Below are 14123 nucleotides of genomic sequence, written 5' to 3'. Positions count from 1 at the left end.
GTGAGGTCGGTCAGCTGGTCCCGGACGGCGCGCTTGTGATCGCGCGCAGCGCGGGCCACGCCGTCCGAGGTGGCACCCAGCTCGCCGAAGGAGTTGATGAAGGCGCAGCCCCGGAAGCCGGGCCCGGCGAGCCATCCGTACAGCCAGTCGAAGACTGCCGCGAGCCTGCCTTCCGGCGTGGTGGCGTTTCGGTCGACATACTCGGACAGGTCGGTGCGCCAGGTCTCGTCGCGGCGCCGCAGGTACTCCTCCACCAGCTCGGTTTTGGACGGGAAGCACTGGTACAGCCGCTTCAGCGACACGCCGGAGGAGGCGCGGAGCTCGTCCATGGCCACGGTCTGGATGCCGCGTTCGTAGAACAGCCGCTCGGCGGCCTCAAGCAACCGCGAGCGGGCCTCTTCGTGATCCACAGCACCTCCAGCTACCACTGAGAACGATGATTCTCTAGACTAGCCGACATCGGGAGAACGGCCGTTCTCTCGACTGTTCCCATGAGAGGAGCCCGTCATGGCGCCACGACCCCCGTTCCCGCCGTACGACGAGCAGACCGCACTCCAGAAGGTCCAGGCCGCCGAGGACGCGTGGAACACCTGCGATCCCGAACGCGTCGCGCTCGCCTACACCGAGGACTCGGTCTGGAGGAACCGGGACCGGTTCCTCACCGGCCGGGACGAGATCGTGGCCTTTCTGCGCGAGAAGTGGTCCCGGGAGCTGGACTACGCCCTGCGCAAGGAGCTCTGGGGCTTCCTGGGGGACCGGATCGCGGTGCGGTTCCAGTACGAGTGCCGGGACGAGGCCGGCCAGTGGTGGCGCAGTTACGGCAACGAGCTGTGGGAGTTCACCGCGGACGGGCTGATGCGCCGCAGGGAGGCGAGTATCAACGACGTCCGCATCACCGAGGCGGAGCGGCGGATCTTCGGGCCGCGTCCCGAGGCCGAGCGGGGAGTCGCACTCCCGGTCTGGTGAAGGCGCGCATCCCACTGCGGTGACCCGGATGCCCCGGACACAGAGCCGGGGCGCACCACGGCCGGATGCCCTCCGGGCCACTGCCCGGTACCCGGTACTCCGCAGGGCCCGCCGCCTGCTCGCCCTGCGGGGTGCCGGAAACGCGACCGTCCAGCGGTCGACGGTCGACCGTCGACACTCAGCGGTCGACGCTCAGCAATCGAGGCTCAGCGGTCGACGGGCAGCGGGCGGAAGGCGGCCATGATGCGTTCGGCGGCCATCGTCGCGGTGAGCGTGCCCTCGCGGACCCGCTGTTCCAGGTCGGGGGAGATGCCGCGGACCTCGGGGTGCTCGTGCAGTTGGGAGAGCAGCTGGTCGTGGACCATCGCCCAGGTCCAGCCGACCTGCTGGTCGCGGCGTTTGGCGGCGAGCGCGCCGGTGGTGTCGAGGATCTTGCGGTGCTGCTGGAGGCGCTCCCAGAGGGTGTCGAGGCCGTTGCCGTCCCGGCCGCTGCAGGTGAGCACGGGGGGTGTCCAGGCGGCGTCGGGGGACTGGAGCAGCCGCAGGGCACCGGCCAACTCCCGTGCGGCGGCGCGGGCGTCGGTCTCGTGCGGGCCGTCGGCCTTGTTGACGGCGACCAGGTCGGCGAGCTCCAGGATGCCCTTCTTGATGCCCTGGAGCTGGTCGCCGGTACGGGCCAGGGTGAGCAGCAGGAAGGAGTCGACCATGTCGGCGACGGCGGTCTCGGACTGCCCGACGCCGACCGTCTCGACCAGCACGACGTCGTACCCGGCGGCCTCCATCACCACCATGCTCTCGCGGGTGGCGCGGGCGACCCCGCCGAGCGTGCCCGAGGTGGGGGAGGGCCGGACGAAGGCGTTCGGGTCGGTCGAGAGCTTCTCCATCCGGGTCTTGTCACCCAGGATGGAGCCGCCGGTGCGGCTGGAGGTCGGGTCGACGGCGAGCACCGCGACCCGGTGGCCGAGCCCGGTGAGCATCGTGCCCAGGGCCTCGATGAAGGTGGACTTGCCCACCCCGGGCACACCGGTGATCCCGACCCGGACCGCCCGGCCCGAGTGCGGCAGCAGCTCGACCAGCAGCCGCTGGGCGAGCGCCCGGTGGTCGGGCCGGATGGACTCCACCAGGGTGATGGCCCGCGCGATCCAGGCGCGCGAGCCGTCCAGGACACCCTGCCGGTACTGGTCGAGGTCGAGTGTGCGAGGCGCCATCGGCTCAGCGGCTCACAGCTCGTGGCCGAGGTCGGCGGCGAGCGACTTCAGCAGGTCGTGGGCGGCGTCCGGGATCACCGTGCCCGGCGGGAAGACGGCGGCGGCGCCGGCCTCGTACAGGGCGTCGAAGTCCTGCGGGGGGATGACCCCGCCGACCACGATGGTGATGTCCTCCCGTCCGGCTTCGGCCAGTTCGGCACGGAGTGCCGGGACCAGCGTCAGGTGCCCGGCGGCCAGCGAGGAGACGCCGACGATGTGCACGTCGGCCTCCACCGCCTGGCGCGCGACCTCGGCCGGGGTCTGGAACAGCGGGCCCACGTCCACGGTGAAGCCGAGGTCCGCGAAGGCGGTCGCGATCACCTTCTGGCCCCGGTCGTGTCCGTCCTGGCCCATCTTGGCGACCAGGATGCGCGGGCGGCGGCCCTCGGCCTCCTCGAAGCGGTCGACCAGGTCGCGCGTGCGCTGAACGGCGGTGGAGGGGCCTGCCTCGTCTCGGTACACACCGGAGATGGTACGGATCTGGCCGGAGTGGCGTCCGTACACCTTCTCCAGTGCGTCCGAGATCTCCCCGACCGTCGCCTTGGCCCGGGCGGCGTTCACCGCGAGGGCGAGCAGGTTGCCCGCCAGGCTGTCGCCGCGCTGGGCGCCCGCCTCGGCGGCCCGGGTGAGCGCGTGCAGCGCGTCCTGGCAGACGGCCTCGTCGCGTTCGGCGCGCAGCCGGCGCAGCTTCTCGACCTGCTGGGTGCGGACCGAGGAGTTGTCGACCTTGAGGACGTCGATCTCCTCGTCGTTGGCGACCCGGTACTTGTTGACGCCGATCACCGGCTGGCGGCCGGAGTCGATCCGGGCCTGGGTGCGGGCCGCGGCCTCCTCGACCCGCAGCTTGGGGATGCCCGCGTCGATGGCCTTGGCCATCCCGCCCGCCGCCTCGACCTCCTGGATGTGCTGCCAGGCCCGCGCCGCGAGGTCGTGGGTGAGCTTCTCCACGTACGCGCTGCCGCCCCAGGGGTCGATCACCCGGCAGGTGCCTGACTCCTGCTGGAGCATCAGCTGGGTGTTGCGGGCGATCCGGGCCGAGAAGTCGGTCGGCAGGGCGAGGGCCTCGTCGAGGGCGTTGGTGTGCAGCGACTGGGTGTGGCCCTGGGTGGCGGCCATCGCCTCCACGCAGGTGCGGGTGACGTTGTTGAAGACGTCCTGCGCGGTGAGGGACCAGCCGGAGGTCTGCGAATGGGTGCGCAGCGACAGCGACTTGGCGTTCTTGGGGTCGAACTGCTTGACCAGCTTCGCCCAGAGCAGCCGGGCGGCGCGCAGCTTGGCGATCTCCATGAAGTAGTTCATGCCGATCGCCCAGAAGAACGACAGCCGCGGCGCGAAGGCGTCCACGTCCAGTCCGGCGCCCAGTCCGGCCCGCAGGTACTCCACGCCGTCGGCCAGGGTGTAGGCCAGTTCCAGGTCGGCCGTGGCTCCGGCCTCCTGGATGTGGTACCCGGAGATGGAGATCGAGTTGTAGCGCGGCATCTTCTGCGAGGTGTAGGCGAAGATGTCCGAGATGATCCGCATCGAGGGCTGCGGCGGGTAGATGTAGGTGTTGCGGACCATGAACTCCTTGAGGATGTCGTTCTGGATGGTCCCCGCCAGCTTCTCGGGCGGCACCCCCTGCTCCTCGGCCGCCACGATGTACAGCGCCAGCACCGGCAGCACCGCGCCGTTCATCGTCATCGACACCGACATCCTGTCCAGCGGGATGCCGTCGAAGAGCTGGCGCATGTCGTAGATGGAGTCGATGGCCACGCCCGCCATGCCGACGTCGCCGGTCACCCGGGGGTGGTCGCTGTCGTAGCCGCGGTGGGTCGGCAGGTCGAAGGCGACCGACAGGCCCTTCTGACCCGCCGCCAGGTTGCGCCGGTAGAAGGCGTTGGACTCCTCCGCGGTGGAGAAGCCGGCGTACTGGCGGACCGTCCACGGCTGGTTGACGTACATCGTCGGGTACGGGCCGCGCAGGTACGGGGCGATGCCCGGGTAGGTGCCGAGGAAGTCCAGGCCGGCCAGGTCCTCGGCGGTGTACAGCGGTTTGACGCCGATGCCCTCCGGGGTCTCCCAGACCAGTTCCTCGACCTCCTTGCCGGTCGCCTGCTGCCAGGCCGTCCGCCACTGCTCGCCGGTGGCGGACGGGCCGCTCTCCCCGTCGAGAGCGATCCCGGTGAAGTCGGGGATCATCGCGCCACTCCGATCTCGTCGAGCACCGAGGACAGGACCGCGACCGCGTCGCAGCCCGCGAAGACGAACTCGTCCACCCCGGCCCGTTGGTACGCCTCACGTGCCTCGCCCGGACGCCCGGCCAGCAGCACCCGTCGGGCGCCGGCGGCCTTCAGGGCGGCCGCGACCTCCTCGGCGTGCTCCGCGTACAGCTGGTCGCCGGAGCACAGACAGGCCACGCTCGCACCGCTCGCGGCGAACGCCTCGGCCAGCGCGGCGCCGTCGACGCCCTCGGCCGTGCCGGTCTCGATGCCACCGGCCTGGAAGAGGTTGGCGGCGAACGAGGACCGCGCCGTGTGGACGGCCGCCGACCCGAGGGCCGCCAGGAACAGCCGGGGACGGGCACCGGTGGCGGCCAGGTGGGCGTCGGAGCGGTCCCGCAGCGCCTCGTACGCCTCGGCCCGCCGCACCCTGGGCAGGCCGCCGCCGAGCGGCACCGGTGCCGCCGGGCGGTGGAGCGGCTGCTCCTGGAGGTTGGGGAACTCGCTGACGCCGGTGATGGGTTCGCGCCGCCTGGCCAGCGCGGTGGAGCGCTTGGCCCAGGTGGCGGCGGTCCGCTCGCCGATCAGCCCGGAGGAGAGGGCGGCCCGCTGGCCGCCGGCCCGCTCGATCTCCTGGAACCACGCCCAGGCGGCCCGGGCCAGCTCGTCGGTGAGCTGCTCGACGTACCAGGAGCCGCCGGCCGGGTCGATGACCCGGGCCAGGTAGGACTCCTCCAGCAGGATCGACTGGGTGTTGCGGGCGATCCTGCGCGCGAACGCGTCCGGGAGCCCGACCGCGCTGTCGAAGGGCAGCACACTCACCGCGTCGGCTCCGCCGACCCCGGCGGCCAGGCACGCGACGGTGGTGCGCAGCATGTTCACCCACGGATCGCGCTCGGTCATCATCACGCCGGAGGTGACGGCGTGCTGGCGCTGCGCCGCTGCCTGCGGCGAGGCCCCGGACAGCTGGGTCACCCGGGCCCACAGCCGCCGGGCGGCGCGGAACTTGGCGATGGTCAGGAACTGGTCGGCGTCGGCGGCGTAGCGGAACTCCAGCTGCGCGCAGGCGGCGTCGACCGACAGGCCGGCCGAGGTGAGCTCGCGCAGGTAGGCGACGCCGGTGGCGAGCGAACAGCCGAGTTCCTGGGCCGGGGAGGCACCGGCGTCGTGGTACGGGAGGGCGTCGACGGTGAGGGCGCGCAGGCCCGGGTGGTCGCGGTCGCAGCGGACCGCCAGCGCGGCGGCCTCGGCCAGCTGCGCGGCGGTGCCGGCGTCCTTGCCGGTGCGGGCGAGCAGGCCGATCGGGTCCGCGCCGAGGTTGCCGGCGGCGGCCGCGGGGCCGACCCCGCGCTCCTCGTACAGTCGCAGCAACTGCTCCGCCGCGTAGCCGAATCCGGCACCGGCGTCGAGTACGACCGCAGCCAGGTCGAGGTAGACGCCCTGGAGGACGTCCGGCAGGGCCGTCGCCGGCAGGCCGGCGTCCGAGACCTCCAGCCAGAGCGAGGTCACGCCGTTCTCCAGGTCGGCGAGCACGGCCTCGTTGGCCCGCCGGGGATCCGGATCGGCGTGGCGCTGGCGCACGTCCCAGCCCGAGACCGCCGCGCCCTGCGGCCGACCGCCCCGGACGAACGGGGGGAAGCCCGGGTAGCCGGCGGCGGCCGAGGTGTCCTCGGCGGTGTACAGCGGACGGACTCGTAGTCCGTCCTGGAGTTCACTGGAGAGGACTTCCTCGGCCTGGACACCGGTGGCGTCCGGTGCACCGGACTTGCGCAGCACGCCTTCGACCAGGCGCTGCCACCGCTCACGGTTTGCGTCCGGGAACTCGGCGGCCAGAGGGAGCCCTTGGGGCAGGACCGTCATAGGGGAAGGTTAATGCTCGTCAGCCCGGCTCTATCAGTGCCCAGGAGTGTGACCTTGAACTCGCTGCACTGGACACCGCCCGGAGTGCCAGCACGCCTGCACGGTTCACGGTAGCCGTCGGGCGTCCCCCAGGCCGTCCGCCGGGGCCGGGCGTTCGTCGCCGGCACTCGCCCGGGCTCGCCGGCCGGCTGCCGCCCCGATGAGCCGTCCGAGGATCCGCCCGACCGGCTGACGGTCCACCGGGTCCGCCGGGGCCGGGACGGCGGTGCGCACGGCGGCCCCGAAGCCGCACCGCAGCCCGTCGATCCGGGCCGTGACGGCGCGAAAGCCGGGCGCGGCGGCATCGCCGGCCAGCCGGTCGAGGAAGGCACGGGTCAGCTCGGCGGCCGTCTCCGGCGTGTGCCGCCCGAGGCCGGACCGGTGGAGCAGGGCGAGACCCTCGGCCATGGCAGGCACCGCGTCGCCCCGGTGGACCGTCAGCCCGTCCGTCATGCCGTGGCCGCCCTCGTCCTCGTCCTGGCGGCCCGCCGGGGCCCGGGCGTGGGGATGCGCAGCGACTCCAGTGCGGCCGGCAGCGGTCCGTCGTGCGGGACCCGCTCGACGCCGAGCCCGAGCTGCCGGACCCAGGCGCAGAGGTCGGCCGTGTCGGAGGGGTCGGTCACGTTGCCGAACCAGACCGGTGCGGTCCGCCGTTCGCCCGGAAGCCGCCCCCGGGTGCGGACGACGACGACATTGGCCAGCTCGCACGGTCCCAGGCAGTCGGTGACCACCAGGTTCGCGGCGGGGAGGTCCTCGACGGCCTCGGCGAGTGCGGACAGCTGGCCCGGGTGGTCGGTGCCCGGCCGTTTCGCGGCACTGCCGCAGCAACAGCCGCGGCACAGGAGGACGTCGACGGCCGCCGTGCGGGCAGCCCTGGCCAGTGACACCGCAGAACCTCCTCGTGGGGTCCGCGCCCCAACCTCCGGAGAAACCACGGGTCAGTGTTCTGACTCCCGGATCGGCGCTTCCCCGGGCCTTGGGCCGCTGCACAGCGGTCGTCGGCCGGGGTCGCTCCCCGGTCACAGTGGCGGGACCGCCCCGGAATCGCACCGGGTTCCTGCACACCGTGGTCTCGGACGCTCACCGCATCCCGGGTGCGACCCTGCCGCAGAAGTGACGCCCCGTCAACCGATGGTGAGGCGGCCCACAGTGCCACCGGGCCGGCTTCCGGTGTGCGCCGGGGCGCACCGCCCGGCGCGGCCCCGGTGTGGGACTTCGCCATGGTCGGGGACCCGGCCAGGGGCGTCGCGAAGCCGTTGACCGTTCGTGCAGACTGCCCTTAACCTCCCCTTACAAGTGATGGTTCGAGGAAGCCGGTGCAAGTCCGGCGCGGTCGCGCCACTGTGAGTCCACCACCGCCAGGCGGTGGGCAAGTCAGACACTCCCCATCACGCCCGCTCCATCGAACAGGGACGCACGATCCCGCTAGGAGGGCTCATAGTGAGCAGTCTGTCCGCGCCCGGAACCATCGCCACGCCCGTGGTGGTCCCCAATGCCAAGGCCGCCCTGTGGCTGGTCGGCACCGCGTTCCTCGCGCTCCTCGTGTACTACTTCATCGGCGTCGACCAGGGTGCTGTCTCCGTCTTCGGGAACGACATGCACATCCACGAGTTCGTCCACGACTCCCGCCACTTCCTCGGCTTCCCCTGCCACTGACCGGGGCCGGGACAACAGCTGATCATGGAAAAGAGAATCATCCTGCGCGGCCTGCTGGCCGGCGCAGTGGCCGGCCTGCTCTCCTTCGTCTTCGCGAGGATCTTCGCCGAGCCGCAGATCAACCAGGCCATCGACTACGAGAGCGGCCGTGACGCCGCCCAGGAGCTGCTGGACAAGGCCGCCGGCCTTCCGGTGGAAGCCGCCGGACCGGACCTCTTCAGCCGGACCGTCCAGGCCAATGTCGGCATCGGGACCGGCATGATCCTGTTCGGGGCGGCCATGGGCGCCCTGTTCGCCGTCGCCTACCTGCTGTGCCTGGGCCGGGTCGGCCGGCTCCGGGCCCGCAGCCTGTCCCTGCTGGTCGCCGGCGGCGGGTTCGCCGGCTTCTACCTGGTGCCCTTCCTGAAGTACCCGGCCAACCCGCCGGCCATCGGTCACCCGGACACCATCAAGGAGCGCGGTTCGCTCTACCTGGTGATGGTGCTGTGCTCGATCGTGTTCCTGGTGGCGGCCGTCTGGCTCGGCCAGCGGCTCCAGGCCCGGTTCGGCAACTGGAACGCCACCCTGCTCGCGGCGGGCGCCTATGCCGTCGCGATCGGGATCGTGATGGCCCTGCTGCCCTCGCTGGGCCAACTCGCCGACAACGTCCACACCTTCGGAAACCACCCCACCGAGACACCGCTGCCGCTGGAGAACTCCCAGGGGGCGATCGTCTACCCGGGCTTCCCGGCCGACGTGCTGTTCTCCTTCCGCCTCTACTCGGTCGCGGCCCAGCTGATCATGTGGTCCACCATCGGCCTGGTCTTCGCCCCGATGGCGCAGCGCCTGCTCCAGCCGACCGCCAAGTCGCCCGTCCCGGCCGGCTCGCCGGACCCGGTGGCCGCGTGACCCTCCCCTCCCACGGGAACCCGGTCCCGGCGCAACTCCAAGCGCTGGGACCGTACTTCGCCCTGGACCTGCACGACCCGGACGAGCCGCCGCAGCCACCGTGGCGGCCGATGGGTGAGCTCGTCACCGACGCGTCCGTCCTCGCGGACCGGATCGAGGCCGTCCGGGCCTTCCTGGCCGCGGGCGGCGGTCAGGCCGCGGACGCCGTGGAGACCCGGGTCGCCGCGTCCGTGGTCCACCTCGGCCTGGCCGCCCGGATCCTCTCCCCGGCGCTGGCCCTGGCCGTACTGGACGGCTGCGCGGGACCCCTCACCCTGGCCGGACTGCGCTGGCAGCCGCAGCTGGGAAGCGCCTTCCCGCTCTCCCGGGCCAGGGACACCGTCACCCGGTCCCTCGGCACCGAGGCCGACGTCGCCGATGCGCTGGGCAGCGGCCTGTTCGACGGAGCGATCGCCGAACTCGCCACCGCCACAGCCGCGTTCGGCGTCAGTGAGCACATCCTGCGCGGCAACGCCGCCTCCGGTCTCAACGGTGCCGCCACGGTGCTCGCCGCCGCCCGCCCGGAGCACGCCCCACGGGTACGCGCCGTCCTGGCCCGCGTGCTGCGCCATCCGGCCCTCGCGGGCGCCGGCGCCGTCGTCGACGGGTCGTTCCGCCGCCGGAGCTGCTGCCTGATCTACCGTGCCGCCCCCGGCCGTGCGGGAGCGCTCTGCGGTGACTGCGTCTTGACCGGCCGCCCCGGCCGCCGCTGAGCACTGAGGAGAGACGGCCGTGACCGATTCCGCACCGATGTCCGGGCTCACCGGCTGGGGCCGTACCCCGTTCAGTGCCGCCGGGCAGACCTACGACTGCTACCGGAAGGGCTCCGGGCCCGGGGTGGTCCTCGTGCCCGAGGTGCCCGGTCTCACCCCCGAGGTCCTGGGGCTCGCCGACCACCTCGTCGACCAGGGGTTCACGGTGGTCGTACCGTCCCCGTTCGGTGTCCCGGGCAAGGCGGCCACCGCGGGCTACGGCCTCCGCGTCATCGGGCGGCTCTGCGTCGCCGCAGAGTTCCGTGCGTTCGCGGTCAACGCCCGGCGCCCGTTCGCCGAGTACCTGCGGGCGCTGGCCCGTGACCTCGCCGGGCGCACTCCCGGACCGGGCGTCGGCGTCATCGGCATGTGCTTCACCGGCGGCTTCGCGCTGGCGGCCGCCGTGGACGACGTGGTCCTGGCCCCCGTGCTCAGCCAGCCCTCCCTCCCGGTGCCGCTCGGTGCCGCCCGCCGCCGCGACCCCGGGGTCTCGGAGGCGGAGCTCGCCCGGGTCGCCGCCCGCACCAGCACCTCGGACCTGTGCGTCCTCGGCCTGCGCTTCAGCCAGGACGGCACCGCGCCCAAGGACCGCTTCGACACCCTGCGCGAGCGTCTTGGTACGGCCTTCGAGGTGATCGAACTCGACTCGTCCCCCGGAAACCCGGCGGGCTTCGGCCGGCGTGCCCACTCCGCACTCACCGCCGAGGTTCGCGAACGGCCCGGCCACCCCGCGTTCGACGCACGCCGGCGCGTGGTCGACTTCCTGCGCGAGCGGCTCACGCCCGCCGCCCCCGAGCCGGACCGCCCGGCTTAGGCGTACTGACCACGGAGGTCCGTCGAAGCCGATCGGGCCCGTTGGGGGTCATGCCCTCCGGCCGACTAGAATCGCTCCTTGGGCCTGCGGACCAGACACCCGGCTCGACAGGTACGGAGAGGTGCCACCGGCCTGATGTCTACCCGCACCCGAGGGAACACGTGAGCAACGAACAGTCCATCCCTGTCCTCCAGATCCTCAACGAGGCCGGCCGCCGTCGGACCTTCGCCGTGATCAGCCACCCGGACGCGGGCAAGTCCACGCTGACCGAGGCGCTGGCGCTGCACGCGCGGGCGATCACCTCGGCGGGCGCGGTGCACGCCAAGGGCGGCCGGCGCGGTGTGACCAGCGACTGGATGGAGCTGGAGCGCGAGCGCGGCATCTCGGTGACCTCGGCGGCGCTGCAGTTCGACCACCGCGACCACGTGATGAACCTGGTCGACACCCCCGGCCACGCCGACTTCTCCGAGGACACCTACCGGGTGCTGGCGGCCGTCGACTGCGCGATCATGCTGGTCGACGCGGCCAAGGGCCTGGAGGAGCAGACCCGCAAGCTCTTCGCGGTCTGCCGCCACCGCGGCGTCCCGGTGATCACGTTCATCAACAAGTGGGACCGCCGGGGCCGCGAGGCCCTCACCCTGCTCGAGGACATCGAGACCCACCTCGGCATCACCCCCGTCCCGGTGGTCTGGCCGGTCGGCAACGCGGGCAACCTGCGCGGCCTGGTCCAGGCCGAGAACACCGAGCAGATGCTGCGCTACACCAAGGTGCCGGCCGGCACGCACGCCGCCATCGAGGAGCTGCTCACCGCCGAGCAGGCCGCCGAGCAGGAGGGCGAGGAGTGGGAGACCGCGCTGGAGGAGCTTGAGCTGGTGCTCTCCTCCGGTCCCGGCTACGACCAGGAGGCCTTCGAAGCCGGCAAGATCAGCCCGGTCTTCTTCGGCGCCGCGCTGACCAACATCGGCGTGAAGCTGCTGCTGGACGCCGTGGTCGACCTGGCCCCGGCGCCCGGCCCCCGCCCGCTGGCCAGGGGCGGCAGCCGCGAGGTCGGCGAGGAGTTCTCCGGCCTGGTCTTCAAGATCCAGGCGAACATGGACCCGGCGCACCGCGACCGGATCGCCTTCGTCCGGGTCTGCTCCGGGGTCTTCGAGCGCGGCATGAACGTCACCCGCGCGGCCAGCGGCCGCTCCTTCGCCACCAAGTACGCGCACACCGTCTTCGGTGCGGAGCGCACGGTCGTCGACAAGGCGTACCCCGGCGACGTGGTCGGCCTGATCAACGCGAGCGCGCTGCGGGTCGGCGACACCCTCTACACCGGCAAGAAGGCCGAGTTCCCCGGGCTGCCGGCGTTCGCCCCCGAGTACTTCGCGGTGGCCCGGCCCAAGGACATCAGCCGCTCCAAGCAGTTCCGCAAGGGTGTCTCCCAGCTGGACGAGGAGGGCGTGGTCCAGGTGCTGGTCTCCGACCGGCGTGGTGACCAGGCACCGGTGATGGCCGCGGTCGGCCCGATGCAGTTCGACGTCGTGCTGCACCGGATGGAGCACGAGTTCTCCTCCCCGATCACCCTCGACCGGCTCTCCTACCAGCTGGCCCGGGTCACCGACGCCGACGGCGCCGCCGAGCTGGCCAAGTCCCGGCTGACCGACGCCGAGGTGATGACCCGCCGCTCGGACGACGTGCTGCTGGCCCTGTTCGCCGACAAGTGGCACCTGAACGCGTTCCAGCGCGCCAAGCCCGACATCCTGCTCCAGCCGCTGATCGCCACCGCCGACTGACCGTCAGCCGGCTGGCCGGCCGCTGCCGCCTGCGCCCGGCGCCCTCGGCTCCGACCGGAGCCGAGGGCGCCGGGCTGTTCAGTGCGGGCGCGCCGGGGTGTCGGACGCCGCCCGGTACGGTGCGGCGGCCTGCTGTGCGGCGTACATCAGGGCGGGCTTCAGCTTGGGCCAGAAGTAGCCGTCCTGGCAGGAGTACGACGGCGTGAACCCGTCGCAGCCGCGTCCGTCGCTGTCACCGATCTCGATGGTGAAGCTGGCCAGGCCGAGCTTGTCGTAGGTCCAGTCGTCGGTGCCGCCGGACGCGTCGTAGAGGATCTCGCCGGCCTGTCCGGACTGGTAGCCGGTGATCGAGCCGAGCCGGCCGGCCAGGGCGCGCAGTGCGGCGTCGTTCCCGGTGTGCACGGTGTGGTCGGACTCCCACGGGAAGAGGACCATGCTGGCGTCGCTGTGCAGGCTGATCATCATGCCCCGGGCGTCGGCCGGTGCGGGATCGCTGTCGCCGGTGCCGGTGCGAACCGCCGGGTACAGCTGCCGGAAGAGGTTCTCCAGCGCGGTGTTCTCCACCTCGGAGTCGGCGGCGGGACCGAGGTAGATCTCACTGCAGGGCTGCTCCGAGGTACCGAGGCCGCCCCAGTGGGTGCCCGCGTTGCGGTTGAGGTCGACGCCGGGCTGGCCGTCCAGGTCGCACGAGGACCCGTTGGAGTCGTCGGCGTTCTTGCGCTGCAGGATGGGGTTGTCGCCGCCCTGGGCGACGATGTCCACGCCGTCCGGGTTGGCGATCGGTACGACCCACATCTCGGTGGAGTCCATCAGCCGGGTGATGTCCGGGTCCTTGCCGTAGCCGTTCGTCAGCTCGTCGATCCAGCGCCAGGAGACCTCTCCGGTGGTGAGCTCACGGGCGTGGATCTGACTCATCAGGAAGAAACGGGGCTTTGCCGAGTCCGGGTTGAGCCGGCAGTCGCCCGGCTGCATCTTGGTGATGCAGACGGCTTTGAGGTCGCGGCCCCCGGCTCCGGTCTGCTTGAGCCAGGACTGCCCGTAGCTGACGACCGTGGCCATGTCCGGGTGCTGGGAGGCGACTTGGTCCAGGTGCGCGTACTGGGCGTCGACGGTGTGGTAGCCGCCGTCGTACGTGTCGTCCACGCCTGCGGTGCCGTGCGCCGCGCGGGCCTTGCCGGGGGTCGGCTTCTGCCAGGTCTCGACGGCCGTCGGGGCGAAGCCGAGGCGGCGCAGGCCCGCGCCCGTGGCCGGATCGCCCAGGACGAACAGGTCGTCACCCTGACGGCGCTCCAGGAGGTCGTAGCCGGCCCTGATCAGCGTCTGCGCGTCCTGCCGGTGGCGGGTGGGGACCCGGTAGACGACCGAGGTGTTCTGCGAGGCGTGGCCGACGGTCTGCGGGGTGCCGGGGCCGGCGCTGGGGCCGGCCAGGGCCGAGGCAGCCGGGAGTACGGCCGCGACGGCCAGGACCGTCGCTCCGGCGGCCATGGCCGCCAGGCGTTTCCGGGGCATGAGTTGGCCTTCCGTGGGGGCGGAGATGGGGGTGGGGGTGGGGTGACGGAGGCAGGTGCGGGCGGGGGCCGGGGACCCGGCGGTCACCCGCGGGTCGGGGCCGGATGCCGTGGTCTGCCGCATGGCCCTGCGGTGCCCCGGCAGTCGGCGCTGCCGGACGGTGGCGACCGCGGGAGCACGTGGGGTACTCGCTCGGGAGACTCGGCCGGTACCGTCGGATTCCGATGATGCCATGTACGCGTCACTGCGAGAAGGGGGTGCTCGCCACCTGATGCTGCGTCGGCCGCCTCCACCGCCTCCACCGCCTGCACCGCGTGCTGCACCCCTGACCTCTCCCGCCACTCCCGCACCGCTCAACCCGTCCGTACCCTCGTCCGACC

General features: G+C 72.4%; 13 protein-coding genes and 2 riboswitches. Of the genes, 6 read left to right on the top strand and 7 right to left on the bottom strand.

The window, feature by feature from the left end:
- A partial coding sequence (locus tag UK12_RS04520) for a TetR/AcrR family transcriptional regulator (protein WP_045299708.1) occupies positions 1-410 on the bottom strand: 410 nt, incomplete at its 3' end.
- A 97-nt stretch (positions 411-507) separates the two neighbouring features.
- Between UK12_RS04520 and UK12_RS04515 the strand changes: the two genes are divergently transcribed.
- Entirely contained in the window at positions 508-966 is a 459-nt protein-coding gene (locus UK12_RS04515) for a nuclear transport factor 2 family protein (protein ID WP_045299706.1), read from the top strand.
- 206 nt (positions 967-1172) lie between these two features.
- Here the strand turns inward: UK12_RS04515 and meaB are convergent, their stop codons facing one another.
- From meaB to UK12_RS04490, 5 genes are all read right to left on the bottom strand, one after another.
- A complete protein-coding gene (meaB, locus tag UK12_RS04510; protein ID WP_045299703.1) occupies positions 1173-2174 on the bottom strand; it encodes a methylmalonyl Co-A mutase-associated GTPase MeaB in 1002 nt (333 codons plus the stop codon).
- 12 nt (positions 2175-2186) lie between these two features.
- A complete protein-coding gene (gene scpA, locus UK12_RS04505; protein WP_045299701.1) occupies positions 2187-4391 on the bottom strand; it encodes a methylmalonyl-CoA mutase in 2205 nt (734 codons plus the stop codon).
- Entirely contained in the window at positions 4388-6271 is a 1884-nt protein-coding gene (mutA, locus tag UK12_RS04500; protein ID WP_045299700.1) for a methylmalonyl-CoA mutase small subunit, read from the bottom strand. Before mutA ends, scpA begins: the two co-directional genes overlap by 4 nt.
- A gap of 105 nt (positions 6272-6376) precedes the next feature.
- Positions 6377-6763 (bottom strand): hypothetical protein, encoded by a 387-nt coding sequence (locus tag UK12_RS04495; RefSeq protein ID WP_045299698.1) that lies wholly within the window; start codon positions 6761-6763, stop codon positions 6377-6379.
- A complete protein-coding gene (locus UK12_RS04490; protein WP_045299696.1) occupies positions 6760-7197 on the bottom strand; it encodes a hypothetical protein in 438 nt (145 codons plus the stop codon). Before UK12_RS04490 ends, UK12_RS04495 begins: the two co-directional genes overlap by 4 nt.
- A gap of 31 nt (positions 7198-7228) precedes the next feature.
- Positions 7229-7394: riboswitch (cobalamin riboswitch) on the bottom strand.
- Between the two features lie 199 nt (positions 7395-7593).
- A riboswitch (cobalamin riboswitch) is annotated at positions 7594-7714 on the top strand.
- 36 nt (positions 7715-7750) lie between these two features.
- On the opposite strand from UK12_RS04490, the gene UK12_RS04485 reads away from it, so the two are divergent.
- From UK12_RS04485 to UK12_RS04465, 5 genes are all read left to right on the top strand, one after another.
- Positions 7751-7966, top strand: a complete 216-nt coding sequence (locus tag UK12_RS04485; protein ID WP_231591037.1) for a CbtB domain-containing protein — start codon at positions 7751-7753, stop codon at positions 7964-7966.
- Positions 7967-7990: 24 nt separating this feature from the next.
- Positions 7991-8854, top strand: coding sequence for a CbtA family protein (locus UK12_RS04480; protein WP_045299695.1), 864 nt, complete (start codon positions 7991-7993; stop codon positions 8852-8854).
- Positions 8851-9606, top strand: coding sequence for a (2Fe-2S)-binding protein (locus tag UK12_RS04475; protein ID WP_045299692.1), 756 nt, complete (start codon positions 8851-8853; stop codon positions 9604-9606). Before UK12_RS04480 ends, UK12_RS04475 begins: the two co-directional genes overlap by 4 nt.
- A gap of 19 nt (positions 9607-9625) precedes the next feature.
- Positions 9626-10459 (top strand): dienelactone hydrolase family protein, encoded by an 834-nt coding sequence (locus UK12_RS04470; RefSeq protein WP_197084553.1) that lies wholly within the window; start codon positions 9626-9628, stop codon positions 10457-10459.
- A 161-nt stretch (positions 10460-10620) separates the two neighbouring features.
- Positions 10621-12234: a peptide chain release factor 3 gene (locus tag UK12_RS04465; RefSeq protein ID WP_045299690.1), complete on the top strand. Its 1614-nt coding sequence runs from the start codon at positions 10621-10623 to the stop codon at positions 12232-12234.
- Positions 12235-12312: 78 nt separating this feature from the next.
- On the opposite strand, the gene UK12_RS04460 is transcribed toward UK12_RS04465, so the two are convergent.
- Positions 12313-13743, bottom strand: coding sequence for a M14 family zinc carboxypeptidase (locus UK12_RS04460; protein ID WP_052681526.1), 1431 nt, complete (start codon positions 13741-13743; stop codon positions 12313-12315).
- Positions 13744-14123 lie beyond the last annotated feature (380 nt).

The organism is Saccharothrix sp. ST-888 (genome assembly GCF_000955975.1).
Taxonomy (GTDB): domain Bacteria; phylum Actinomycetota; class Actinomycetes; order Streptomycetales; family Streptomycetaceae; genus Kitasatospora.
The sequence above is the reverse complement of the archived record's forward strand: the minus strand, read 5'-3'. Positions and strand labels throughout refer to the sequence as shown.